The 24,946-nt window shown below is 63.3% G+C and carries 19 protein-coding genes; 8 read left to right on the forward strand and 11 right to left on the reverse strand.

The genetic code is table 11. The features are described from left to right. Positions 1-24 precede the first annotated feature (24 nt). From KW842_RS06060 to flhD, 3 genes are read right to left on the reverse strand one after another with little or no spacing between them, the layout of a single operon-like run. Complete coding sequence (locus KW842_RS06060; protein ID WP_218303734.1) at positions 25-759, reverse strand: methyltransferase domain-containing protein; 735 nt, start codon at positions 757-759, stop codon at positions 25-27. A 58-nt stretch (positions 760-817) separates the two neighbouring features. Next, a complete protein-coding gene (flhC, locus tag KW842_RS06065; protein WP_218303209.1) occupies positions 818-1,366 on the reverse strand; it encodes a flagellar transcriptional regulator FlhC in 549 nt (182 codons plus the stop codon). Between the two features lie 21 nt (positions 1,367-1,387). Beyond that, a complete protein-coding gene (flhD, locus tag KW842_RS06070) occupies positions 1,388-1,705 on the reverse strand; it encodes a flagellar transcriptional regulator FlhD (RefSeq protein WP_090177486.1) in 318 nt (105 codons plus the stop codon). A 544-nt stretch (positions 1,706-2,249) separates the two neighbouring features. Here flhD and kynU point away from each other — a divergent pair. After that, positions 2,250-3,500 (forward strand): kynureninase, encoded by a 1,251-nt coding sequence (gene kynU, locus KW842_RS06075; RefSeq protein ID WP_218303210.1) that lies wholly within the window; start codon positions 2,250-2,252, stop codon positions 3,498-3,500. Positions 3,501-3,515: 15 nt separating this feature from the next. Beyond that, the gene (gene kynA / locus KW842_RS06080; protein WP_218303211.1) at positions 3,516-4,397 is read left to right on the forward strand and encodes a tryptophan 2,3-dioxygenase; all 882 of its coding nucleotides are present in this window, start codon (positions 3,516-3,518) and stop codon (positions 4,395-4,397) included. Here kynA and KW842_RS06085 read toward each other — a convergent pair. Genes KW842_RS06085 through KW842_RS06095 form a run of 3 tightly spaced genes read right to left on the reverse strand, consistent with a single transcriptional unit; the run spans position 4,371 to position 9,825 of the window. After that, positions 4,371-6,341, reverse strand: a complete 1,971-nt coding sequence (locus KW842_RS06085) for a CocE/NonD family hydrolase (protein WP_218303212.1) — start codon at positions 6,339-6,341, stop codon at positions 4,371-4,373. The genes kynA and KW842_RS06085 overlap by 27 nt on opposite strands. A 60-nt stretch (positions 6,342-6,401) precedes the next feature. Next, positions 6,402-8,312, reverse strand: coding sequence for a molecular chaperone HtpG (gene htpG, locus KW842_RS06090; protein ID WP_218303213.1), 1,911 nt, complete (start codon positions 8,310-8,312; stop codon positions 6,402-6,404). A gap of 55 nt (positions 8,313-8,367) precedes the next feature. Continuing rightward, positions 8,368-9,825 carry a PLP-dependent aminotransferase family protein gene (locus KW842_RS06095; RefSeq protein ID WP_218303735.1) on the reverse strand — a complete coding sequence of 486 codons (1,458 nt, stop codon included), beginning with the start codon at positions 9,823-9,825 and terminating at the stop codon, positions 8,368-8,370. A gap of 338 nt (positions 9,826-10,163) precedes the next feature. Here KW842_RS06095 and KW842_RS06100 point away from each other — a divergent pair, with 338 nt between their 5' ends. The 4 genes from KW842_RS06100 to KW842_RS06115 all read left to right on the forward strand — a co-directional run bounded on the left by KW842_RS06100 (position 10,164) and on the right by KW842_RS06115 (position 14,677). Continuing rightward, positions 10,164-11,102 carry a DMT family transporter gene (locus KW842_RS06100; protein ID WP_218303214.1) on the forward strand — a complete coding sequence of 313 codons (939 nt, stop codon included), beginning with the start codon at positions 10,164-10,166 and terminating at the stop codon, positions 11,100-11,102. Positions 11,103-11,198: 96 nt separating this feature from the next. Next, positions 11,199-11,660 carry a RidA family protein gene (locus tag KW842_RS06105; RefSeq protein WP_090177463.1) on the forward strand — a complete coding sequence of 154 codons (462 nt, stop codon included), beginning with the start codon at positions 11,199-11,201 and terminating at the stop codon, positions 11,658-11,660. Positions 11,661-11,755: 95 nt separating this feature from the next. Continuing rightward, positions 11,756-12,949 (forward strand): PLP-dependent aminotransferase family protein, encoded by a 1,194-nt coding sequence (locus KW842_RS06110; protein WP_218303215.1) that lies wholly within the window; start codon positions 11,756-11,758, stop codon positions 12,947-12,949. Positions 12,950-13,318: 369 nt separating this feature from the next. Further along, positions 13,319-14,677 (forward strand): diguanylate cyclase domain-containing protein, encoded by a 1,359-nt coding sequence (locus KW842_RS06115; RefSeq protein ID WP_218303216.1) that lies wholly within the window; start codon positions 13,319-13,321, stop codon positions 14,675-14,677. Here KW842_RS06115 and KW842_RS06120 read toward each other — a convergent pair. Continuing rightward, positions 14,655-15,776, reverse strand: a complete 1,122-nt coding sequence (locus tag KW842_RS06120; RefSeq protein ID WP_218303217.1) for a hypothetical protein — start codon at positions 15,774-15,776, stop codon at positions 14,655-14,657. The genes KW842_RS06115 and KW842_RS06120 overlap by 23 nt on opposite strands. A gap of 161 nt (positions 15,777-15,937) precedes the next feature. Between KW842_RS06120 and KW842_RS06125 the strand changes: the two genes are divergently transcribed. Next, positions 15,938-16,990 carry an AraC family transcriptional regulator gene (locus KW842_RS06125; RefSeq protein WP_218303218.1) on the forward strand — a complete coding sequence of 351 codons (1,053 nt, stop codon included), beginning with the start codon at positions 15,938-15,940 and terminating at the stop codon, positions 16,988-16,990. On the opposite strand, the gene KW842_RS06130 is transcribed toward KW842_RS06125, so the two are convergent. From KW842_RS06130 to KW842_RS06140, 3 genes are read right to left on the reverse strand one after another with little or no spacing between them, the layout of a single operon-like run. Next, positions 16,982-17,845 carry an SDR family oxidoreductase gene (locus KW842_RS06130; RefSeq protein WP_218303219.1) on the reverse strand — a complete coding sequence of 288 codons (864 nt, stop codon included), beginning with the start codon at positions 17,843-17,845 and terminating at the stop codon, positions 16,982-16,984. The two genes, KW842_RS06125 and KW842_RS06130, sit on opposite strands and share 9 nt — an antisense overlap. Continuing rightward, positions 17,842-19,350 (reverse strand): aldehyde dehydrogenase, encoded by a 1,509-nt coding sequence (locus KW842_RS06135; protein ID WP_218303220.1) that lies wholly within the window; start codon positions 19,348-19,350, stop codon positions 17,842-17,844. Before KW842_RS06135 ends, KW842_RS06130 begins: the two co-directional genes overlap by 4 nt. 11 nt (positions 19,351-19,361) lie before the next feature. Further along, the gene (locus KW842_RS06140; RefSeq protein ID WP_218303221.1) at positions 19,362-20,750 is read right to left on the reverse strand and encodes an NAD(P)/FAD-dependent oxidoreductase; all 1,389 of its coding nucleotides are present in this window, start codon (positions 20,748-20,750) and stop codon (positions 19,362-19,364) included. Positions 20,751-20,960: 210 nt separating this feature from the next. Here KW842_RS06140 and KW842_RS06145 point away from each other — a divergent pair, with 210 nt between their 5' ends. Then, positions 20,961-23,387 carry a TonB-dependent receptor gene (locus tag KW842_RS06145; protein WP_373925142.1) on the forward strand — a complete coding sequence of 809 codons (2,427 nt, stop codon included), beginning with the start codon at positions 20,961-20,963 and terminating at the stop codon, positions 23,385-23,387. On the opposite strand, the gene KW842_RS06150 is transcribed toward KW842_RS06145, so the two are convergent. Continuing rightward, positions 23,382-24,944, reverse strand: coding sequence for an FGGY-family carbohydrate kinase (locus KW842_RS06150; RefSeq protein ID WP_218303222.1), 1,563 nt, complete (start codon positions 24,942-24,944; stop codon positions 23,382-23,384). The genes KW842_RS06145 and KW842_RS06150 overlap by 6 nt on opposite strands. Positions 24,945-24,946: the final 2 nt, after the last annotated feature.

Raw genomic sequence — 24,946 nt, forward strand, 5'->3', positions numbered from 1 at the left:
CAAGTGAATAACGTCAAATGATGCTTAAAAGTACCATATATAGAGGGGGTGCTCTGCTTCTGTGGCACGAATGATGCTTTGCGATGCCATTTCCTCAATGACAAATTCATAGCTGACAAGCATCGAACCAGTCTGCATTTCGGCGCTGGCCTTACGCCATAATCCGGGCATGGCGGCTGGCGACAGATAGGCAAACACCACATCAAACTGGCTGAAATCCAGCCGCTCGTAGTCGCCGCGAACAAAGCGCGCCTGGCTGCGGCCCAGCCTGGCGCGCAGCCAGCTGACCAGCCACGGCAGCGGCGCCAGCTCGATGCCGGTGATCTCAGCCTCCGGCCGCACCCGCGCCAGGTACAAACCCAGTCCGCCCAGTCCGCTACCGATATCAATCACCCGCAACGGCCGGCCGCCCTGCCCCTCTGCCGGCAACTGCTGGCGCAGCGCATCCCATACTGCAGGGCCGGACGGGTAATACGGCACCTGCGTGCGGAAAGTCGACCAGTACCAGCCCAGCAGCAGCAAAAAACCGGCGCCGAACAGCCACGGCGGCAGTTGCAGCGCCAGCGTGGTCAGCAGCGCCAGCGGAAACAGCAGCTGGATCGCCCGCCACCAGGCCGCCAGCGCCAGCTTCCAGGTCAGCAAGGCGGCCACCAGCCCCTGCACTACGGCCAGCGTCAGATAATCGGCGGGTAAACGGAAACTGGCCATCACATACAGAATGGCCAGAGTCAGCGGCAAGGCGCCGCATTGGATCAGCATGGCCCGCACGGCGGGCGCGCGGGTGATGCGCTTGAGATAAGTTTCAGTCACGCGGGCATTATGCCGCGATTGCCTCGGCTTCGCGCGATTTTTTGGTTTTGCCGGCACGCGAAGGCATGTGGCACAGGCCGCAGACATAGCTGCCGTTCAGGTCCATGGCGTTGACCACGAACTTGCCCTGGCATTTGCCGCAAGGGGCGGTTTCCAGCATTTTGCTGCTGAAGAAGCGCACCAGCGTCCAGGCACGGGTCAGCGACAGCAACGGCTCTTCGCCCGGTTCCGGCGGCATCTGTTCCAGATACAGCTTGTAGGCTTTCATCACAGCCTCAACACCCGTGGCACCGGCGTGGGTCACCAGGAAGCTGTGAATATTAATGAACAGCGAGGAGTGGATATTCGGCTGCCAGGTCAGGAACCAGTCGGTCGAGAAAGGCAGCATGCCCTTGGGCGGCGACACGCCTTTCAGCTCCTTGTACAGCTTGAGCAGGCGTTCGCGCGACAGCGACACTTCCGATTCCAGCAGTTGCAGGCGGGCGCCCAACTGGATCAATTCGATGGCCAGCTGAATTTCCTGGGCTTCCGATACGACGCTTTTCTTGGCGGCCATGATCTATGCTCCGGACGACTGTTAAACGATTTCTTCGACTGGCTGGCCGGCCATCAGGATGGCGGCGTGCGACTGGGCCAGTACGCGGTCTTTGTTGTAGTTGGTCAGCATCGACAGGATGGCGCTGTCGTCGAAGCGGAAGCGGGCCAGCATCATATTGCCGCCTGCCAGTTTCAGGATTTGCGCGTTGCTCATGCCTTCGATCAGGTCGGCGATTTCAGCAGCGATGCCCAGACGGAAGATCGCGGTGACTTTGTCGGCGCGAATCATCTGCTGAGCCAGCATCAGGTAGCTCAGGTTGGCGTCGCGAATTTCAGCCATCATATCGTTTGCGGTCATTTTCCCACTCCTTGCGTTTTCTCTCTGTCGGAACACATTTGCGTTTCCGTTGAGATACATTCTGCTTGAGCAACAAAAACACGAGTAGAGGTAACTCTCCGTATTTTTGGTCGGGAAATAGCGGGTGCGACCTGTCGGTGTTTGTCTTACAAACACTCGCAGATCAGCTGCTACGCCCTTGCGGCGTAGGTTTCTTTCGGGATACAAGTTTCAAAAAAACATCCCTTTTGAATCGAAAAATAAAGCGGTAAAGCGACTCTTTTTTGCGACATCTAATCCGGTAACGGCAGCCTTTTGAAGAACTTTAGGGTTTTTGCGAAAAATTTTAAATTATTTTTCACACGGCTTTCCGCCCATCTAAGAACGGTAACGGCGGCGGTTTTGGGAACTTTAGGGTTTTTTTAAAAAAAATCGAAAATTTTTTGAAAACCCCTCAAAGTACGTATTCATGCGGGTTTGGGGCGCATAGGCTCAGACTCCGCAGCGGGCTGGCCCTGGGTTTTTCGGGTTAAACTGCCACTTTAAACCTCAAGCACTTACCCCTATGACAACTCGCAACCACTGCCTGGAGCGTGACGCGCAAGACCTGCTCGCCCCGCTGCGCGACCAGTTCGACCTACCGGCCGGCGTAATTTATCTAGATGGCAACTCGTTGGGCGCGCGGCCGAAAGCCTCCCTCACCCGCGCTCAGCAAGTCATCGCCCAGGAATGGGGCCACGACCTGATCCGCAGCTGGAACGCCGCCGGCTGGTTCGAACTGCCCAAGCGCCTCGGCAACCTGCTCGCCCCGCTGATCGGCGCCGCAGACGGCGAAGTTGTTGTCACAGACACAACCTCGGTCAATCTGTTCAAGGCACTGGCCGCCGCGCTGCACATCCAGGCCACCGATGCAGCACACAGCCGCCGACGCGTGATCGTCACCGAACGCTCGAACTTCCCGACCGATATCTACATGGCCGAAGGCCTGACCCGCTGGCTGGACCGTGGCTACACGCTGCGCCTGATCGACAGCCCGGATGAACTGCCAGCCGCCATCGGCGACGATGCCGCGCTGGTCATGCTCACCCACGTCAACTACCGCACCGGCTACCAGTACGACATGCAGGCCACCAGCGCCCTCGCCCATGCGCACGGCGCGCTGATCATCTGGGACCTGGCCCACTCGGCCGGCGCGGTGCCGGTCGACCTGCAGGCCGGCGGCGCCGACCTGGCCGTCGGCTGCACCTATAAGTACCTGAACGGCGGCCCCGGCGCACCGGCCTTCATCTGGGTGCGGCAGAAGCACCAGCAGGCCTTCCAGCAGCCGCTGTCCGGCTGGTGGGGCCACGCCGCACCGTTCGCCATGGCGCCCGCGTTCCAGCCGGCAGACGGCATCGCCCGCGCGCTGTGCGGCACCCAGCCCATTGTTTCGCTAGCCCTGGTCGAATGCGGACTGAATGTGCACCACCAGACCAGCATGGACGCAATCCGCGCCAAGTCGCTGGCGCTGACCGATCTGTTCATCGAGCTGGTGGAATCGCGCTGCGCCGCCCATCCGCTGGGCCTGGTCACGCCGCGCGATCACGCCCATCGCGGCAGCCATGTCAGCTTCACCCATCCGCACGGTTATGCGGTGATGGCGGCGCTGATACAGCGCGGTGTTATCGGCGACTACCGCGAGCCGGCCATCATGCGCTTCGGCTTCACGCCGCTGTACACCAGCTACGCCGATGTATGGGATGCAGTCGAGATCCTGCGCGACATTCTCGACCGCCAAGACTACAACGTGGACGCCAAACGCGACGCCGTGACCTGAAACGAGATAAATAATATGAACGAAAACAAACCCGCCAGCGGCTGCCCGATGCACGCGGCAGCGCCAGCCGGCGACGCAGCTGGTCAATGGCACGGCGCACAAATGGACTTCAGCAATGCGATGAGCTATGGCGACTATCTGGGCCTGAACCAGATCCTGCACGCCCAGCACCCGCTGTCGCCGAATCATAACGAGATGCTGTTCATCGTCCAGCACCAGACCAGCGAATTGTGGATGAAGCTGATGCTGCATGAAATGCGCGCCGTGCGCGCCCACCTGCGCGCCGACGACCTGCCGCCGGCCTTCAAGATGCTGGCCCGCGTGGCGCGCATCATGGATCAGCTGGTGCACGCCTGGGACGTGCTGGCCACCATGACGCCGCCGGAATACACCGCCATCCGCCCTTACCTGGGCGCGTCGTCGGGTTTCCAGTCCTACCAGTACCGCGAGATCGAATTCATCCTCGGGAACAAGAACGCGGCGCTGCTCAACGTCCACGCCACCACGCCGGAATTCCCGCTGCTGCAGGAGGCGCTGCACACGCCATCGATTTACGACGAAGCGATTCAGCTATTGGCGCGCAACGGCCTGCCGATTTCCGAAGCGCGCCTGAACGCCGATCCAAGCTTGCCGACCCAGGCCGATGAATCGGTGCAGCAAGCCTGGCTGCAGGTGTATGGCGACCCGACCCGCTACTGGGCCTTGTACGAGCTGGCCGAAAAGCTGGTCGACATGGAGACGGCGTTCCGCTTCTGGCGCTTCCGCCACGTCACCACGGTCGAGCGCATCATCGGCTTCAAGACCGGCACTGGCGGCACGGCCGGCGTCAGCTACCTGCGCAAGATGCTGGACGTGGTGCTGTTCCCGGAACTATTCGCGCTGCGCACCGCTCTTTGATACCAGTGGCAGCTCGATATAGCTGTCGTGGTAAATGCGCTGGGTGGCCTTCTGGTAATCCGCCGGCTGGGCGTGGAAGATGTTCGGCACAAAGGTCTGCGGATTGCGGTCGTATAGCGGGAACCAGCTGGACTGGATCTGCACCATGATGCGGTGGCCAGGCAGGAAAACGTGGTTGGCGGTCGGCAGCGCAAAGCGGTATGGCAGCGGCTTGTTGGCGATGATCGCCTTGGCGTGTTCCAGGCTTTCGCGGTAGCGGCCACGGAAGATATCGGCCGACACCATCAGTTGATAGCCGCCCAGCTCCGGCTGCGACGCCACCTGGTCCGGATACACGTCGATCAGCTTCACCACCCAGTCGGCGTCAGTGCCGCTGGTCGCCGCCAGCAAGTGGGCGACCGGCTCGCCGCTGATCTTCACCGGCGTGGCCAGCACCTCGCTGGTGTAGGTCAGCACATCGGTGCGGCCTGACGCCTCCCGCTGATCGTCCACCAGCCAGCGCGGCCAGGTCTGCCCCTTGGCCTCGTCGTAGCCGACCGCCGCGATCGGCCGCGCGCGGTACGGCACCGGCTTGGCCGGATCGGCGATGTATTCATCGTAGGCGTTCTTTTGCGCCGGCGCGCGCAAGGCCGCCGGCGCGGCGCCGTTCAGTTGCAGCGTGGCGTTGGCGCCCAGCTTCAATGCAGCGGGCGTGATGGCGCAGCCGCTGGCGCAACCGGCAGGCCAATTGTCCAGCGCGCGCCACTTGTTGCTGCCGGTTTCAAAGGCCGTCACCGGCGCGATCTTCGCTGCCAATACTTCCGGCGAGGGATCATCTTTCAGATAACGGTCGAGGAAGGGCTGCAAGATCTCTTCGCGGAAGTGCAGTCCCGTATCGCTGCCGAATTTGATGGCCCCCAGCTTGCTGCCGTCGCCATCCTGGCCGCCGTGGTTCCACGGCCCGATCACCAGCAACACTTTGTTATCCTTGTCCTTCGGCTTGATCGCCTTGTAGACGGCAATCGCGCCGTAGATATCTTCGGCGTCCCACAGGCTGTGCACCAGCAGCGTCGGCACGGTCACCGGCTGCTTTGCCAGGATCTGGTCCACCGCCTGGCTTTGCCAGAACGCGTCATAGGATGGATGGGCCAGCACCTTGCGCCAGAAACCGCTCTGCTCCACGCCGCGCTGACGTGCCAGCGCACCAGCCGAACCGGCGCGCATAAAGGTGTCGTAATCGTCGTAATTGCTGGTGAACCAGCGCGCATCATTGCGGCGCGTGACCACCTGCTCCAGGATGTAGGCCAGGTTCACCTGGCGGAAAGCGCCGTTGTGGAACCAGTCGTCGCCACGCCAGCCGTCCACCATGGGATTCATCGGCACTGCCACCTTCAGCGCCGGGTGCGGATTCACCAGCGCGATCAGCGGCAGGTAGCCGTCATACGAACCGCCGATGATGCCGACCTTGCCGTTCGACTCGGGCACATTTTTAGTCAGCCATTCGATGGTGTCCCAGGTGTCGGTGGAATGGTCGATTGGGGTCGGATTGAACTCCGTGCCGGCCATCGGGCGGTTCATCACGTAATCGCCCTGCGAGCCGTACTTGCCGCGCACATCCTGCACCACCCGGATATAGCCGCCCTTGACGATCACGTCGGCCTGATTGTCGTAGCCCTGCAGGATGGACTCCATCTGCGAACTTTCGGCCAGGCTGGTCATGCCCTCGGCGCCATACGGCGTGCGGGTCAGCAGCAGCGGCGCGTGGCGGGCTTTGCGCGGAATGACGATCACCGTATTCAGGTGCACGCCGTCGCGCATCGGTATCATCACCGTGCGTTTGATGTAGTCGAAGCTGTCCACCGGCGCCTTGAACTCTTCAGGCGTCTCGCTGGGCAAGGTGTTTTGTGCGTGTGCAGAGAGGAAAACGCTGGCCAGGACAGCCAGCGCCAATGCGGATTTCTTCATGAACGCCCCGGTGTGTTGTGAAACGCTAAAGTATCACAACACACCGGCAGGCGGCAGGGCTTATTTCGCCAGCAGCAGCTCGTTCAGGCGTTTGACGAAGGTGGCTGGATCGCTCAGCGCACCGCCTTCGGCCAGCAGCGCCTGATCGAACAGGAGGTTCGACCAGTCGCTGAAGGAGCTGGCCACGTCTTCGGTCTTCAGGCGCTGCACCAGCGGGTGGTCCGGATTGATTTCCAGGATAGGCTTGGATTCCGGCGCGTTCTGGCCGGCCGCTTTCAGCATGCGCAGCAGATTGCCCGACAACTCATTCTCGTCCGCCACCAGGCAGGCTGGCGAATCGGTCAGGCGGAAGGTCACGCGCACGTCCTTGGCTTTATCGGCCAACGCTTCCTTCATCTTCTCGACCAGATCCTTGTACGAGGATTCGGTTTCTTCGTGCTCCTTCCTCTCGGCTTCGTCTTCCAGCGCGCCCAGATCCAGACCGCCCTTGGCCACCGACACCAGCTCCTTGCCTTCGAACTCGGTCAGGAAGGACAGCATCCACTCGTCCACGCGGTCGGTCAGCAGCAGCACTTCCACGCCTTTCTTGCGGAAGATTTCCAGGTGCGGGCTGTTCTTCGCGGCGATATAGTTATCGGCGGTGACGTAGTAGATCTTGTCCTGGCCTTCCTTGGCGCGCGACAGGTACTCTTCCAGCGAGGTGATTTGCTGGTCGTTGTCGTTGGCGGTCGAGGCAAAGCGCAGCAGCTTGGCCAGACGGTCCTTGTTGGTCGCATCTTCGCCGATGCCCTCTTTCAGCACCTGGCCGAATTCGGTCCAGAAGGTCGCGTACTTGTCTTTCTTTTCCTGTTCATCGGCGTTGGCCAGTTCTTCCAGCATGCCGATCACGCGCTTGGTCGAGCCGTCGCGTATCACTTTCACATCGCGCGATTCCTGCAGGATTTCACGCGACACGTTCAGCGGCAGGTCAGCCGAGTCGATCACGCCTTTGACGAAGCGCAGGTAGGTCGGCATCAGTTGCTCGGCGTCGTCCATGATGAACACGCGCTTGACGTACAGCTTGATGCCGCCGCGCTTGTTGCGGTCCCACAGGTCGAACGGGGCCTTGGCCGGAATGTACAGCAGCTGAGTGTACTCGCTGCGGCCTTCGACGCGGTTGTGGGTGTGGGTCAGCGGCGCCGCGAAGTCGTGCGAGACGTGCTTGTAGAACTCTTCGTACTGCTCCGGGGTGATGTCGGATTTGCTGCGCGCCCACAGCGCGCTGGCCTGGTTGACGGTTTCCAGCTCGTCCTTGAGGACGGTTTCCTTCTTCTCTTCGTCCCACTCTTCTTTCTGCATCACGATAGGCAGCGAAATGTGGTCCGAGTATTTGCGGATGATGGACTTGATCTTCCACGACGACAGCAGTTCGTCTTCGCCTTCGCGCAGATGCAGGATGATGTCGGTACCACGGCCGGTCTTCTCGATCTGCTCGACCGAGTAGTCGCCCTGGCCTTCCGATTCCCAGCGCACGCCTTCTGCGGCAGCTGCGCCGGCGCGGCGGGTTTCAACGGTGATCTTGTCAGCGACGATAAAGCCGGAGTAGAAGCCCACGCCGAACTGGCCGATCAAGGCCGCGTCCTGCTGCTGGTCGCCCGACAGCTTGCCGAAGAATTCCTTGGTGCCCGACTTGGCGATAGTGCCGAGGTGCGAAATCGCCTCGTCGCGGCTCATGCCGATGCCGTTGTCGGAGATGGTGATGGTGCGCGCCGCCTTGTCGAAGCTGACCTTGATTTTCAGTTCGTGGTCGTTGCCGTACAGGGCGTCGTTGTTGATCGCCTCAAAACGCAGCTTGTCCGATGCGTCGGAAGCGTTGGAGATCAGTTCGCGCAGGAAGATCTCTTTGTTCGAGTACAGGGAGTGAATCATCAGCTGCAGCAGCTGTTTCACTTCGGCCTGGAATCCAAGGGTTTGTTTTTCGGTATCAGCCATTTTTGAATAGTCTTTTGGTTAAGATTTCGGGAAGGTGGGGATTATAAGAGGCTTTTCAAGAGCCAACCAATTCCCTTTCAAGGAAACGCCACACGGCCGGCTCCTGCATCGCCGCCACATTCAGCCGCATGCGGGTTGACGGCAGCTGCTTGGGCGAGAACAGGCTGCCCGGCGCCAGCAGCAGGTTGTGCGCCATGGCGCGCTCGGTCAGTACATTGGTGTCGCGGCCGGCGTCGGCCCAGACAAACATCCCGGCCGGCGGCGAGCCATCCACTTTCAGGCCGATCCGTTCCATCTGGCGCAGCGTCTTGGCGCGGACGCCGTCCAGCCGCGCGCGCAGCCGGTCGGCGTGCTTGCGGTACAGGCCCTCGGACAGCACCTTGTACACCACCCGCTCGCCGATGTCGCTGGTGGTCAGCGTGGACAGCATTTTGCGGTCGGCCAGCCGTTCGGCGCGCTCCGGCGAGGTGGCGATAAAGCCGACCCGCAGATTGGCGGCCATGGTCTTGGAAAAGCCGCTCAGATAGATCACCCGCTGTAGCTGGTCCAGCGCCGACAGCCGCGTGGCCGGCTGCACCGCGCTGCCGGGATGCAGGTCGCAGTAGATATCGTCTTCGACGATGATGAAGTCATGCTCCTCGGAGAGCCGCAGCACCTGGAAGGCCTTGGCCGCCGACAGCGAGGTGGAGCTGGGGTTGTGCAGCACCGAGTTGATGATGTACAGCTTGGGCTTGTGCAGCGCCGCCAGTTCGGCCAGCCGCGCCACATCCGGGCCGTCGCCCAGGCGCGGGATGCCGATGACCTTGGCGCCCAGCGCGGCAAAGGAGCCGAACATCAGGAACCAGGCCGGATCGTCGACGAAGATGGTGTCGCCGGGCCGGGTAAACTCGCGCGCCACCAGGTCCAGTGCCTGGGTCACGCCGGCGGTGGTGACGATCTGCTCCGGCGCAGCGGCGATTTCCAGTTCCGCCAGCTTGTGCTGCAACTGCTGGCGCAGCGGCAGGAAGCCTTGCGGCACACCGTAGCTTAATAATAGATTCGGATTCTGCCGGCTGACCGCGCGCAGCGCATTGGCAATGGACGGGCCGTCCAGCCACTCCGGCGGCAGCACGCCGGAGCCGGGCATCTGCTGGTGCGGCATCTGGCGGAACATATTCCGCACCAGCCATACCACGTCGATCGGCTTGGCGTCGAAGCCGGAGTGCGCGGCGCGTAGCGTTGCCGCCGATGCGCCCCCGGACAGTCCGCCGTCGGCGGCGTTGAGCGCCATCGCCGGCCGCTCGCGCACGAAGAAACCGGCGCCACGGCGCGACTCCAGGTAGCCGGTGGCCACCAGCTTGTCATAGGCCGCCACCACGGTGAAGGCCGACACCCCATGCGACGCCGCAAACGCGCGGATCGACGGCATGCGCGCACCGCCGCGCAGCAGGCGATCATCAATACGCGCCGCCACCGAACGCACAATCTGGTCGATCAGCGTTTCGCCCGATTCGCGCAGCAGCAAGCCCAGCATCGCCCCGGAGCCGCCGCGCCCGTCTGCGCTCCCGCCAGCCGCCCGGCCGGACGCGCGCGTGCCGCCACGGCTGGCGGGTACGCCACCTGCGCCTGGCGTGGGTGCGGGCACTGGCACCGACGCCACTGACGGGCCGGGCGCCGGCGCTGCCATGGCGCGCGCTTCGCGGGCTTGGGCGGCGGCCAGCGCCTCATTGACTGCTTCCGCAGCCGCAGCTGCTGCGGCGCCCAACAGGGAGGTGCGTGGTCGTGTATTGGTCATTTTACCGTCACAGTATGTCAAATTATGTTTGCAAGTGTACTGGCACTGTACTGGTTTTGTCACGTAGGATTGACTCCATGACACCCACACCTACGCTAACCACTCACAGCCGCCTGAGTGACGAAACCACCGGCATGCTGCTCGGCCTGATCGGCGTCGCCATCTTCAGCCTGACGCTGCCCTTCACCCGCCTGGCCGTCAGCGGCGACGCTGATGGCGCCGGCGGCCTGTCGCCGATGTTCGTCGCGCTGGGCCGCGCGCTGGCCGCCGCTGCACTGGCCGGCGGCTGGCTGTACTGGAAGCGCGCGCCGCTGCCGCCACGCTCTGCCCTGCCGGCGCTGGCCATGGTGGCCATCGGCTGCGTGATCGGCTTCCCCTGGCTGACCTCAGTCGCCATGCGCAGCCTGCCGGCCGCCCACGGCGCTGTACTGGTCGGCGTACTGCCGCTGGCCACCGCCATGTTCGCCGCCCTGCTCGGCGGGGAAAAGCCATCGCAAGGCTTCTGGATCATGGCCATCTTAGGCTCGGCGCTGGTGATTGGATTTGCGCTGCGCCAGAGCGGCGGCAGTCTGCATGCTGCGGACCTGGCGATTTTCCTGGCAGTGCTGCTGGCCGCCATGGGCTACGCCGCCGGCGGCCGCCTGTCGCAGACACTGGGCGGCCAGCAAACCATCTGCTGGGCGCTAGTGCTGGCCGCGCCACCACTGCTGCCGGTGGTCGGCTGGCTGGCCTGGCAAGACGCCACGCAGATCGCCCACGCCAGCGCCGCCGCATGGAGCGGCTTCGCCTATGTTTCCATATTTTCAATGTTTATCGGATTCTTCTTCTGGTATCGCGGCATGGCGCTGGGCGGCGTGGCGCGGGTCGGGCAAGTACAGCTGGTGCAGCCCTTCTTATCTGTACTGGGGGCCACCCTGGTGCTGGGCGAAACGCTGGAGTGGCCAACCCTGTTCTTCGCAATCGCCGTCATCGCCACCGTGGGCGTGGGCCGCAAAATGCAGGTAAAACGGGGCTGACGCCGTACAGTATCTGGATTTCGCGGCAACTGTAAGCATCCTCCGCCGCGAGAGTACAATATCGGTCTCCACCTATAAAATTAACTGGATAACTACATGTCTGTTTATGAAAAACTGAAAGCGCTTGATATCACTCTGGCAGCACCGGCCACGCCAGCCGCCGCCTACGTCATGTACGCCCAAACCGGCAATCTGGTATTCCTGTCTGGTCACATTGCCAAGCGCGCCGACGGCAGCGTATGGGTCGGCCAGTTGGGCAAGAACATCGACACCGCAGAAGGCAAGGCCGCCGCGCGCGCCATCGCCATCGACCTGATCGGCACCCTGCAAGCGGCAGTCGGCGGCGACCTGACCCGCGTCAAGCGCATCGTCAAGGTCATGAGCCTGGTGAACTCCACCCCTGAATTTACTGAACAGCACCTGGTCACCAACGGCGCTTCCGAGCTGCTGGGCGAAGTCTTCGGCGACGCCGGCAAGCACGCCCGCTCTGCCTTTGGTGTCGCCCAAATCCCGCTTGGCGCCTGCGTCGAAATCGAACTGATCGCAGAAGTCGCGTAAAGCGGGCGGCAGTTCATCTGCCACTTCGCCGCTGCCGTTCCATCTATAAAAGCACGCCGCAAGCGCGCTTGTTGCCATTCTCTAGTGAGACACGTATGAAAATTGAAAACCCCAATCCGATCCAGTGGCAGTTCGCCGAACGCGCCGAACAGCTGCAGGCATCCTTCATCCGCGAGATCCTGAAGATCACGCAGCAGCCAGAGATCATCTCCTTCGCTGGCGGCCTGCCATCGCCGCTGACCTTCCCGGTCGACGAAATGAAAGTCGCTTACGACAAAGTTCTGAGCGAAAACGGCAAAGTCGCGCTGCAATACGGCCCGACCGACGGCTACACCCCGCTGCGCCAGTGGATCGCCGACTCGCTGTCGACCGGCGGCGCGCGTATCGCCCCTGAACAAGTGCTGATGACCTCCGGTTCGCAACAGGCGCTGGACCTGCTGGGCAAAGTACTGATCGACGAAGGCAGCCGCGTGCTGGTCGAAACCCCGTCCTACCTGGGCGCGCTGCAGGCCTTCTCGGTGTATCGCCCGGAATTCAAATCGGTGGACACCGATGAAAATGGCCTGGTGCCATCGTCGATCGACGCCGTCGCACAAGGCGCGCGCCTGCTGTACTCGCTGCCGAACTTCCAGAACCCGACCGGCCGCACGCTGTCGGCGGAACGCCGCGTGGAACTGGTCGAAACCTGCGCCCGCCTCGGCCTGCCGCTGATCGAGGACGATCCTTACGGTGCGCTGAGCTACAAGGGCGAGCCGCTGCCGAAGATGGTGGCGATGAACCCGGACGGCGTGATCTACATGGGCTCCTTCTCCAAGGTGCTGACGCCAGGCATCCGCCTCGGCTATGTGGTCGCCCCGCTGCCGCTGGCGCGACGCCTGGAACTGGCCAAGCAGGCGGCCGACCTGCACACTTCGCAGCTGACCCAGATGGTGGTGCACGAAGTGATCAAGGACGGTTTCCTGGAACAGCACATCCCGAAAATCCGCGCGCTGTACGGCGACCAGTGCCAGGTGATGCTGGACGCGATGGCCCAGCACTTCCCGGCTGGCGTCGAGTGGACCAAGCCGGAAGGCGGCATGTTCATCTGGGTCACGCTGCCGAAGCATATCAACGCGATGCAGTTGCTGGACGAGGCGATCGCGCAGAAAGTCGCGTTCGTGCCGGGTTCGCCGTTCTACGCCAACGAGCCGGCCAGCAACACGCTGCGCCTGTCGTTCGTTACCGTGCCGCCTGAGCGCATCCGTCACGGCATCGAAATTCTGGGCAAGCTGATCGCCGCAAAAGTCTAAGCCAGATCTGGGCAGCACCCTCTGCGGGCGGCATTCGCCGCCCGCAAAAATACAACACCGTCAATGATGACTTTATCACCAATAGTCACCAAAACCGGCGAATCCTTTAACATCCCGCCAACATTACTTATACCATCTGGCGCTAGCGTGGCTGCGGCCTGATGAAACTGAAGCAACATTCAAAAATCACAGGAAATTTTCTCCCTCGCTGCTGAGCAAAGCGGTATGATTTCGACGGATAGTCACTTTCATATCAGGCCAGCCTTTGTTGAAACGCGCACCAGTCACCTTCGCTTGCCCCCGCCGTTGCCGACCCGCGCAACCGCCGAAACACGCCAATTCAACCCACCAGGTTAAAGGCGATCTCCAATGAATTCCGGAAGTCTGAGTTACGCCACGCGGCGCGATGCCGCCATCTTGATCGTTGACGACGCACCCGAGAATCTCGGCGCCTTGCGCAAGCTGATGGTCGAACAGGGTTATCAGACCTTTGTCGCCACCAGCGGCGAACGGGCACTGAAAATCGCCCGCCGCGTGCACCCCGACCTGATCCTGCTCGACATCATGATGCCTGGCATGGACGGCTATGAAACCTGCCGCCAGCTCAAGAGCCACGCCGCGACACAGCGCATTCCCGTGATCTTCATGAGCGCGCGCACCGGCACCGATGACGTGGTGGCCGGCTTCGACCTGGGCGCGGTCGACTACATCAGCAAGCCCTTGCGCATGCCCGAAGTCTGCGCGCGCGTGCGCACCCAGCTGCAAATCCGCAGCAAGAGCGAAACGCATGAGGAACAGGCGGAGCGGCTGCGCACCATCGTCAACAATATGGCCGAAGGACTGATGATCATCGAAGCCGATGGCCGCATCCAGTTCACCAATCCGGCCTGCGACAAATATCTGGGCTACCAGCCGGAGGAACTGGCCGGCAAAACCATTGCCGGGCTGCTTAACCCGCTGGTGGCGCAGGAATACCTGGATTACTTCGAGCGCTACGCCGCCGCGCCCAAGACCGCGCACAACCACGGCACGCGCGAAGTCATCATCCGCCACCGCAACGGCAGCTCGGTGTGCATGGACCTGACGCTGACGCCGATGTATCTGCGCCAGCCGCTGTTCATCGGCCTGCTGCACGACATCACCCACCACAAGCAATCCGAGGACACGCTGCTGCGCGCCGCCATGGTTGATCCGCTGACCAAGATCGCCAACCGCCGCCACTTCGACAGCTTCCTGGAAAAAGAATGGCAGCGCGCCATGCGCAGCGGCCAGCCGCTGTCGCTGGTGGTGCTGGACGTGGACCACTTCAAGCTATACAACGACACGCTCGGCCACCCGGCCGGCGACGCCTGCCTGCAGCAAGTGGCGCAGGCGATTGCCGCCCACGCACTGCGGCCGACCGACCTGGCGGCGCGCTACGGCGGCGAGGAATTCGTGCTGCTGTTTGCCGAAACCGACGGCGACGCGGCCTACCAGCTGGCGGAATCGATACGCGCGCGCATCGAGGCGCTGCAGATTCCGCATCCGCGCTCGACCACCTCGGCGTGGCTGACGGTCAGCATCGGCGTAGCAACCATCCATCCGCACCAGCTGGACAACACCGAATCGCTGTTTGTCGCCGCCGACCGCGCCATGTACGTGGCCAAGGAAGGCGGCCGCAATCAGGTGCAGGCCACCCGGACCGGCGGCGCCTCGCTGGCCGCCGTCAAAGCGCTGGTGATGCGCTGACGCTGGCTTTCAGGGCTTTCAGTCCGAGCGGCACGCTGGCGGCCAGCGCCAGCAGCGCGAAAGCGATCACGCCAGCGCCGCCGGCGTCCTGGAATAATTCCCCCGCCCCCACCGTGCCCAGCGCCACGGCGGCAAACGTCACCACCACGGAGCGCGACAGCAGCGAGCCGTCGCGGTCCTGCGCCGAGATGAAGCTGTTCAGTACCGCCATGATGGTGTAGAAGGCGGCGTTCAGCATCAGCTGCCCGACGAAGTATAGCAGCGCATCCTGCGCCAGGAAGAAGCAGGCGACCGAAGCGCACATCACGGCCAGCGCAGCGGTCACGGTCAAGCCGCGCCGCGCCGCCAGCGCCGGTATCGCCGGCACCACTGCGCCAAAGAATCCCAGCAGCGACGACACCGACAGCAGCACGCCGATCTGCGGCAGCGTCAGGCCGATACGCTCGCCCTGCAACGCCGACACCGCCCACACGCCCGCCTGTACGCTGTACACCCCGACAAACACGCCCCACGCCAGCCAGATTCCGGCCCGGCCGCTGGCCCGCCCCGCCAGCACCAGCGGCGCGCGTTGCGGCGCCAGCGACGGCACGCGCACCGCCACCACACCCAGCACCGCCGCCATCAGTGCCAGCCCTTGCCACACCGCCGCGCCGCTGGCCGCATCGGGAAACAGCGTCAGCACCGTGAACACGCCCGCCACCGCCAGCCCGGACAGCAGCAGCACCAGTCCCCACAGGCGCTCCGCGTCGGGGTGGCAGGCCAGGCAGATGCCGACCATGACGATCATCTGCGCCTCGCAGACACCGGCCGCCAGCCGCAATATGCTGAACAACGGCACCGGCAGCACCAGCGCGCAGGCGGCCTGGCATACCGCCAGCAGCACCAGCGCGGCCACCGTCAGCGGCGCCGGCAAGCGCCGCGCCAGCGGCGGCAGCACGATGCAGCCGATCAGCATGCCGATCATCTCGGCGCCAACCAGCATGGTGGCCTGGCCTTCGTCCAGCTGCAGCCGCGCCATCGCATTGGTCACCAGCAGCGGCATCAAGGTAGTGCCGCCTATGCCCAGCGCCCAGGCGCAGGAAAGGATGAAGGTCCGCATGGTTAGTCCCCGTGTTGTATTTTTCACAGCTTACGACGGCGCTGTAGTGCAAGGGGTCTAAAATGGCCAAACACGGCGACAAGGCGGCCATTTCGCCACAGCGTGCTCCAGCCGCCACAAACCGTACTATGCTAGCCCCACCATCCACCCGAGGAGCGCCCATGCCGGTCAAGCCGCATCATCCCGACGCCGAAGCCGCAGCCGATGTGCCGCCGCATGTGATACGCCAGGTGCTGCAACTGGTGGCCAGCCGTGGACATTCACCGGAGCGGCTGTGCAAGGGGCTGGGCTTCACGCCGGAGAATCTGTGCGACGCCAACTTCCGCGTCTCCTACCGCCAGACCAGCCTGCTGATACGGCGCGCCATGCAGCGCTGGGGCGACCCGGCCATCGGCCTGGCCACCGGCGCGCGCCAGACGGTCGTGTGCTTCGGCCTGCCGGGACTGGGCATGCTGACCTGCGCCACGCTGGGTGAAGCCTTCCAGTACCTGATCAAATACCAGCGCGCGGCCGGTGCGCTGACCACCAACGAGATGAGCATCCTCGACGAGCACCACTTCGTCACCGAGGTGGCGACCCGCTTTCACGATCCCGAACTGGAGCCGTTCTTCATCGAAGAGATCTTCGTCAGCGGCGTGGAAGTGTCGCGCGCCATGGTCGGATCGCACTTCCGCCCGGCGCGGCTGGAGCTGCGCTATCCGCGCCCGGAATACGCGGCCGCCTACAGCGAGTACTTCCGCTGCCCGGTGGTGTTCAACGCGCCGCTGAATCGCCTGATCTGCGACATGGCCTGGTATCACTGCCCGCTGCCTACGCACGACCGCTATATGCAGGGCGGTCTGCAGGCGCAGATCGACCAGTTGCTGGAAACCGAAACGCCGCGAAATGATCTGGTGGAATCCATCATGAACGAGTTGCGCGGCTCGGTGGACGAGGTGCCCGGCCTGGCGAAAGTCGGCGCCACGCTCAATCTCAGCGAGCGCACGCTGCGCCGCCGGCTGGCGGAGCTGGACACCTCCTACCAGCGGCTGGTGGACCAGGTACGCTACGAAGCGGCGCTCGACCTGCTGAAGCGCAGCGAGATGCCGCTGGTCGATATCGCCATGGCGACCGGCTTTACCGACGCGCGCAACTTCCGCCGCGCCTTCAAGCGCTGGTCCGGCATGCTGCCGAACCAGATCCGCCACGGCGCGGCGGCACCGCGCCTAATATAGCTCCCACTGGCCGTCGCGCATCTGCACCAGGCCGCGCCGCCTTAGCGACTCCAGGTAGCGTGCGTGTCCGCGCAAGCCCTTCTTGCGGAACAGCGGAATCAAGCGGGGCAGCAGGTTCGGCACCAGCATCGCCAGCCGCACCGTCCACGATTCGCTGACGCGCGGATAGCGCTCCAGGCAGGGATGATCGAGCATGCGCAGCACCTGCCTGGCCACGTCCTCCGGCTGCTGCGGCGGGTCCATGAACTGCAGCGTGTTGCCGCCTTCAATGGCCTCGCGCATCAGCATCGGCGTCTCGGTGGCTGACGGCATCACGCTGCCGATTTTCACGCCATGCCGTTGCGCATCCATGCCCAGGCACAGCATGGCGCCGCGCAGGCCGAACTTGGTGGCCGAGTAGATGCCCGTCTCAGGCAAGGGGAAGATCCCGCCCAGCGACACGGTGTTGATTACCCGCCCATCGCCGGCACGCTGCAAGGCCGGAAAGGCCAGCCGCGTCAGCACAATCGGCGACAGCAGATTGATATTCAGCTCGCCGAGGATATTCTCGACCGAGCGTTCCTCAAAATGCCCGGTGCCGGTGATGGCCGCGTTGTTGACCAGAATATCCAGCCTGCCAAAGCGCTCCTGCACAAAGGCCAGCAGTTCCGGCAGTTTGCTGAAGTCGCGCAGATCGATCTCGACGCCGGTGGCGGCCGGCCCCAGTTCGGCCACCGCGACATCCAGCGAAGCCTGGTTGTAATCCGCCAGCACGCACTGGATGCCGCGCGCGATAAAGCCACGGCAGATGGCCCGGCCGATGCCGCCGGCGCCGCCGGTAATCAGGGCCACGCGGCCCGTTACAGTGGTCGTCATGCGCCGCCCCTCCCCAGTTGCATCCAGATGGTTTTGGTTTCGGTGTACTGGTCGTGCGCCAGCAGCGACTTCTCGCGTCCGCCGAAGCCGGATTCCTTGTAGCCGCCAAACGGCACGCCGGTGTCGCCTTCCGAGAAGCAGTTGACCGACACCGTACCGGCGCGGATCTGCTTCGCTACGCCATGCGCCGCATCCAGGCTACTGGTGTAGACCGACGACGCCAGGCCATAGCTGGTGTCGTTGGCAATCGCCACGCCTTCGGCCAGGCCGTCAAACGTCAACACCGACAGCACCGGGCCGAAAATCTCTTCGCGTGCAATCGTCATCGACGGCCGCACGCCGTCAAAGATGGTCGGCTCGACAAAGCTGCCGCCGCTGTCCTGCCGTACCTGCCGGCCGCCGTAGGCCAGCTGTGCGCCTTGCTGCTTGCCGCTGTCAATATAGCCCAGCACGCGTTGCATATGCTGCGGCTCGATCAGTGCGCCGAGGCGCGTGGCAGGATCGAGCGGATCGCCGACGCGCCAGTCGTCGAAAGCGCGTTTCACTTCCGCCAGCAGCTCCTCCTTGCGCGAGCGATGCACGATCAACCGCGAGCCGGCACTGCAATTCTCACCCTGGCAGAACAAGGCGCCCAGCGCCACTTGCTGCGCCACGCCGGCCAGGTCGTGCGCGTCCGCCAGCACCAGCGCCGGGCTCTTGCCGCCGCATTCCAGCACCACCCTTTTCATATTCGACTCGGCCGAGTATTTGAGGAACAGCCGCCCCACTTCGCCGGAGCCGGTAAAACTGACGCAATCGATATCGCGATGCCGGCCTATCGCCTGCCCCACCGTCTCGCCATAACCCGGCACGATATTCAGCACGCCTTCCGGCACGCCTGCCTCCAGCGCGAGACGGCCCAGCACCAGCGCCGTCAGCGTGGTCTGCTCGGCAGGCTTGATGACGATGGAATTGCCGCTGGCGAGCGCCGGGCCGATCTTCCAGCCAGCCAGGTAAATCGGAAAATTCCACGGCAGGACCGCGCCCACAACGCCGATGGGTTCACGCACGATCATGGCCACGATATCGGGCGCGGTTGGCGCCACCTGGTCATACAGCTTGTCGGCGGCTTCCGCGTGCCAGCGCAGGCTTTCGATCATGTCCGGCAAATCGGCCGACAGCGCATCGCGTATCGGCTTGCCGGAGTCCAGGCTCTCCATCAGCGCCAGCGTCTCCAGATTGGACTCCACCAGGTCGGCGAAGCGCAGCAACACCTTCTTGCGATGCTTGGGCGTGGCGCGCGACCAGTCGCCACGCTCGAATACGCGGCGCGCGGCGCTCACCGCCTCATCCACGTCCAGTGCGCCGCAACGGGCGATGCCGGCCAGCCGGCGGCCAGTGGCGGGATTGATGGTGTCGAATTCCTCGGCCGAGATGGCGTTAACGAAACGGCCATCGATCAGCGCACGCGTCTCGAAATCCAGGCTGGCGGCCTGGCGCTGATAGAACTCAAAGGTTTTCTCCATGCTGCGCCCCCTTACGCCGCCGCACGCAAAGCCGCAGGCCGCGCAGCGGCCGTATCGACGCGCAGCCGGTCGTAGTAATGTTCGGTCAGCTCCGGCCAGCCCATCTTGCGGCGCAAGCGCTTGAGGTAGGACTTGAGCGCGTGCGCTTCCAGATACACCTCATGCCGCTGCGACTGCACAAATTTCAGGCCGCCCGACAAATCCGGATTGTCATGCGCGATCAATGCGTCGAAGCGGCTGGCGCCTGCCGGATTATCCAGTTGATCGCGCAGGTAGGCGGCAATCATGAAGGCTTCTGTATCAAACAGCTTGTAGGCGCTGGAGTTGGTTTCCACGTAGCCGATGCCGAACAGGTTGCGGTGATCGCGGCTGAACATCGACAGATATAGCTGCGGCCTTCCGCCGCGCCATTCAAAGTACTCGGCCGCGTACTTGCAGCTCCACTTGTAGCCGGTGGCGTAGATCACCAGGTCCAGCTCCTCGCGGCTGCCATCCTTGAACACCACATCGTCGCCATCGTAGTGCGACACATCCGGCCTGACCGCGATATTCCCGTGCTGAAGATTGTGCAGCAGCTGCGAATTCAACAACGGATGGCTTTCAAACAGCTTGTGGTCCGGCTTCGGCAAACCAAAGCGCGTCAGGTCGCCGGTGAACATCTTCAGCAGCAGTCCCATGACCGGGCGCGCCATCCAGATCGGCAGCGGCGGGCCGCTCTCGCCCACCTGGTCGGCCGGGATGCCGAACAAATGCTTGGGAATGAAGTGGTAGCCGCGCCGCATGCTGATGAAGGCGCGCTGCGCGCGGCTCGCCGCATCGCAGGCGATGTCCGCGCCCGAGTTGCCGGCGCCGACGATCATTACCCGCTTGCCGGCGAATTCGTCGCTGCTTTTATACGTGACGGAATGGCGCACCTCGCCATTGAACTGTCCTTTTACTTCGGGCATATTCGGGTCCCAGTTGCAGCCGGTGGCGCAGATCACGGCCAGGTAACGACGGCGCGTGCCATCGCCCAGCGTCACCAGCCATTTGCCATCGGCTTCCTTGTGCACATGCTGCACCGGCATGTTGAAGCGGATCGCCGGCCGCAGGCCGTACGCGTCCGCATAGCTGCGCACATAGCTGAGGATCTGCTGGTTGGTCGGATAGTCGGGATAGGACTTCGGCATCGGAAAACCGATAAAGCCCGACAGGTCGCGGGATGAAATAAAATGGGCCGACTCATAAATCGGACTGCCCGGATTCTGCATGTCCCAGATGCCGCCAACGTCAGCGTGGCGCTCGAACTGTTCGTACGCCAGGTTCATCGCCTTCAGCGCGCGCGCCGCCGACAGGCCGCCCGGCCCGGCGCCCACCACGCAGACCGCGTTGCCGCAGTCGGTAATCTCATTTGTGATCATTATGTGCTCCCCCATGGTTGTAAGTCCTGGCTGCATTGTGCAAACAAAGCCACGCCGGGACGGGGGCAAAAAGGACAGGCGGGGAGCCGAAGCGGCCACGCAACATCTGGGCGCTTTGGCCGGGATGGCATCCTTGTCTGTCCGGTCCGGCCCCCGGTGCGGTGATGCGCGCGTCTACATTGAAAAAAACCAAACAACAAAGGAGAGACCGTGAAGCCACATGCATTGCAGCCGCCATCCCAATCATCCTGCCTTATGCGCGTGCTGGCGCACAGCATCGCCCTCGCCTTCGCCGGCACGCTCAGCGCGCACGCCGACGACGATATCCAGAAAGTCATCGTCACCGCGCAATCGCGTGCGCAGTCGGCGCAGGAAGTACCTATCTCCATGGAAGTGATTACCGCGCGCGATATACAGAATCTGGGTGCACGCAATCTCGGCGATGTCACCGGCTACCTGCCCGGCTTCCAGGTCGACGCCACCCAGCCCACGCAGCCGATCTTCGGCATACGCGGCGTGCAGGCGGGCGACTTCGGCATCGGCACCGACACGCCAGTCGGCATTTATGTGGACGGCGTCTACACCGGCAAGACCGGTGGCGCGCTGATGAACTTCATCGATATCCAGCGCGTGGAGGTGCTGAAAGGCCCGCAAGGCACGCTGTTCGGCCGCAATAGCGCGGCAGGCGCCATCGCGGTGGTCACCAATGAGCCGGAAGCAGAGTTTGATGCGGCCGGCCATGTGCGCGTCGGCGATTATGGGCGGGCCGATCTCGATGCCATGCTCAATGTGCCGTTGGGGGCCAGCACCGCCGCGCGTCTGGTCTTCGTCCGCGCCCGCAGCGATGGCTGGGTGCGCAACACCAGCACCGGCAACCGCACCACCGGCGATAATAGCTGGGCCACAAGGCTGTCGCTCAAGCAGAAGATCAGTGATGCCACGCTGCTGCTGTCTTGGGAGCACGAGCAGTTGCGCCAGAAAGGCTGGCCGGCGTTTGGTGTGGTCAAGGATCCAACGCTGCCGTTTGCAGGCTACACCGGCGTCTACGATGCCGCCTACGTCGCCCATTTCAGCGATCCACGCAAGGCGCGACTGGAGAACGATACCGACGGCCGCGAAACGCGCAACTTCGACGGCGTCACGCTGCGTGCCGAGATCCCGCTGGGCGGCGCCACGTTGCGCTCCACCACTGCTTTCCGTACATTCTCCTCATACAACCTGACCGACAACGACGGCACAGCACGGGTCGACTTCCGGCTCGCCACGCAGGATCAGAAGAAAGCCTACAACTGGCAACAGGAATTCAAGCTCTCCGGCACCACCGACATGCTGGACTGGATCGCCGGTGCCAGCTTCTACGACAACCGCGAGCGGCAGCGCAGTTCCGCCATTCTCAACACCGCCACGCTGGATAGTCTCAGCCTGATGCAAGGCGGCGGCGCTGATTTCGCCACGCTGTTCGGTGGACTGGGCATGGCCGGCGTGCCTGGGGTGGATGACAGCTCGGTATTCGGCTGGCAGGAAGATAACAACGCCAAGCTGCGCACACGCGCCTTCTCGGTCTACGGGGACTTGATCTGGCGACTGGCCCCTGGCACGCGCCTCACCACCGGCCTGCGCTGGAGCCGCGATCGCAAGGAGATGCAATGGCATGTACCGGGCCGCGTGTCGACAGCGCTGGATGGGCTGCTCAACACCTATGGCCCTGCGGCGGGACTGGATGCGTCGGCGCTACCATCCAACATCATCTTCGCGGCGGCCGGCCCGCTGGCCGCCACGCCGGTCAACGCCAAGCGCAGTTGGACCGACTGGAGTCCGCGCCTGGTACTCGACCATAAGCTGAACGATGACCTGCTGCTGTTTGCCTCGCTGTCGCGCGGCTACCAGGCTGGCGGCTTCAATGTCTTCACGCCGCCAAATGCCGCATCGGCCAATCCGCGCGAGCGCGACCCCAGCTTTAATCCGGAGAAGATGACCAATCTGGAACTAGGCTTCAAGCTGACCGCGCCGTCGCTGCGCGCCACCATCAATGGCGCGCTGTTCGCCTATCGTTTCAAGAATCTGCAGGATGTGAAGCTGGGCGGCACCAGCGCCATCCCGACCTATAACATCATCAACAGCGACCAGGAAGCGAAGGGCCTGGACCTGGACGCCCGCATCCGCGTCTCTCCGCGCCTGACCGCTTTTGCTGGCATCGAAGTGATCGACCAGACTTACCAACGCTATCAGACCACCGACAGCAGCGGCGCCACGCTGGACCTGTCCGGCCAGACGGTCGGCACACCGCGCTTCACTGGCATGGCCGGCGTCAGCACCAACTGGGAAGCACTGAACGGTCGTATGAGCGCCACGCTGCAAGGCAACTACCACGGCAAATCGCGCTGCAACGACGACACGCGCGCGCTGCAATGCCTGAACGCGCCCGCCTTTCGCACCGGGACGTCCGGCGGCAAGGCGGACCTGCGCGTCGGCTGGGATGCGGCCAACGGCAAGTTCGGCATCGGCCTTCTGGTGAATAACCTGTTCGACAAGCGCTACGTCTACAATCTGGATGGCCAGACCAAGGCCTTCGGCCTGCCTTACGCCAGCGTCACCGCGCCACGCACGATTGCTCTCGAACTGCGCGGCAGCCTATAGCCGTTCCGGGTAGCCGGTGATGTCGGCGATTTGCTGGTACAACGGCTGCAACTGCTTGTACATATTGAGGTAGACGCACCGGTAAAGCTGATCGTAGATTTTCTGGTTGGCGGGAATGGGGTAAAACACCCGGCCAGGCCGGGTCATGGCGCGGGTGGCGGTGTCGAAGTCTTTGTGCAGGCCGAGGCCGGCGGCGATGGCAATCGCCGCACCCAGGCCGGAGGTTTCATAGACGTGCGCGCGGGCGGCAGGCAAGCCGAAAATGTCTGCCGTGAGTTGCATCGCCGCGTCGCTTTGCGAGCCGCCCCCGGCAATGCGCAGTTGCGTCACGGCGACGCCGCTGCGTTTTTCGATACGCTCCTTGCCTTCCCTGAGCGCGTAAGCCAGTCCTTCGAGAATGGAGCGATACATATGGGCGCGCGTGTGAACATCGCCGAAGCCGATCATCGCGCCCTTGGCCTCAGGGCCGGGGATACGGATACCAGGGCTCCAGTAGGGTTGCAGCATCAGCCCCATGGAGCCCGGCGGCACCTCGTTGACCAGTTGGTCGAACATGGCTTCCGGCGCCATGCCCTGCTCCGCACCCGCCATCTTTTCCAGATGTCCGAACTGCTCCTTGAACCAGTTGACCATCCAGTAGCCACGGAAGATTTGCACTTCGGTGCTGTACGCGCCTGGCACGGCCGCCGGATATGGCGGAATGAAGGGCGTAACTTCGACATACTTTTTGCTGGTGGTGTTGATGGTGGCGGTGGTGCCGTAACTGAGGCAGGCGATGTGCGGCTCCAGACTGCCGGCGCCGATCACTTCACACGCTTTATCGGCGGCAGCGGCCACCAGTGGCGTCCCTTCCGGTATGCCGGTTGCCGCTGCGGCGCTGGCGGTGATGGCGCCGATTACCGTGCCGGGCTCCGCCAGCTCGGGCAGCATGTCCGGCCGCACCTGCAAGGCTTGCCATTTCCAGTCGCGCCGTCCAGCCCACTGGTGGCGCTTGTAGTCGAATGGCAGGTAGGCGACTTGCGAGCCGGTGGAGTCGACGTGCAATCCGCACAGCCGATAGTTGAGGAAACCGGACAGCAGCACGTATTTATAAGTCTTGGCCCAGATATCCGGTTGCTGCTCGGCGATCCAGTTAATCTCCGCCTCACGCCGGAAGTATTCGATGGTGCCTTCCACCCGTGCGGCTTTGAAGGCAGCGCGCCACCACCAGCTGAGCGGCCTTTGCTTGCCCACGCGGCGCTGGTCCAGCCACGTGATGGCAGGCCTGAGCGGATTGCCATCGCGGTCCAGGTTGATCACCGTGCCGCGCTGGGTGGTGACAGCGACGCCCTTGATGGCGCTGCGCGGGATGTCGGTGCTGCGCCACAGTTGCTGGCAGGCGGCTTTGACGGCGTCCCAGTAGCCATCGGCGTCATGCTCGGCCCAGCCTGGATGCTCGGAGAAGTAGGCTTGCAGGTGGATTTGCGATTTCGCGGCCAGATTGCCATTCAGGTCGAATAGCAGCGCGCGAACGCTTTGCGTGCCGTTGTCGATGGAAAGCAGGTATTGGTCTGCCATGG

The sequence above is a fragment of the Duganella sp. sic0402 genome (genome assembly GCF_019219065.1).
In the GTDB taxonomy this organism is placed as follows: domain Bacteria; phylum Pseudomonadota; class Gammaproteobacteria; order Burkholderiales; family Burkholderiaceae_D; genus Rugamonas.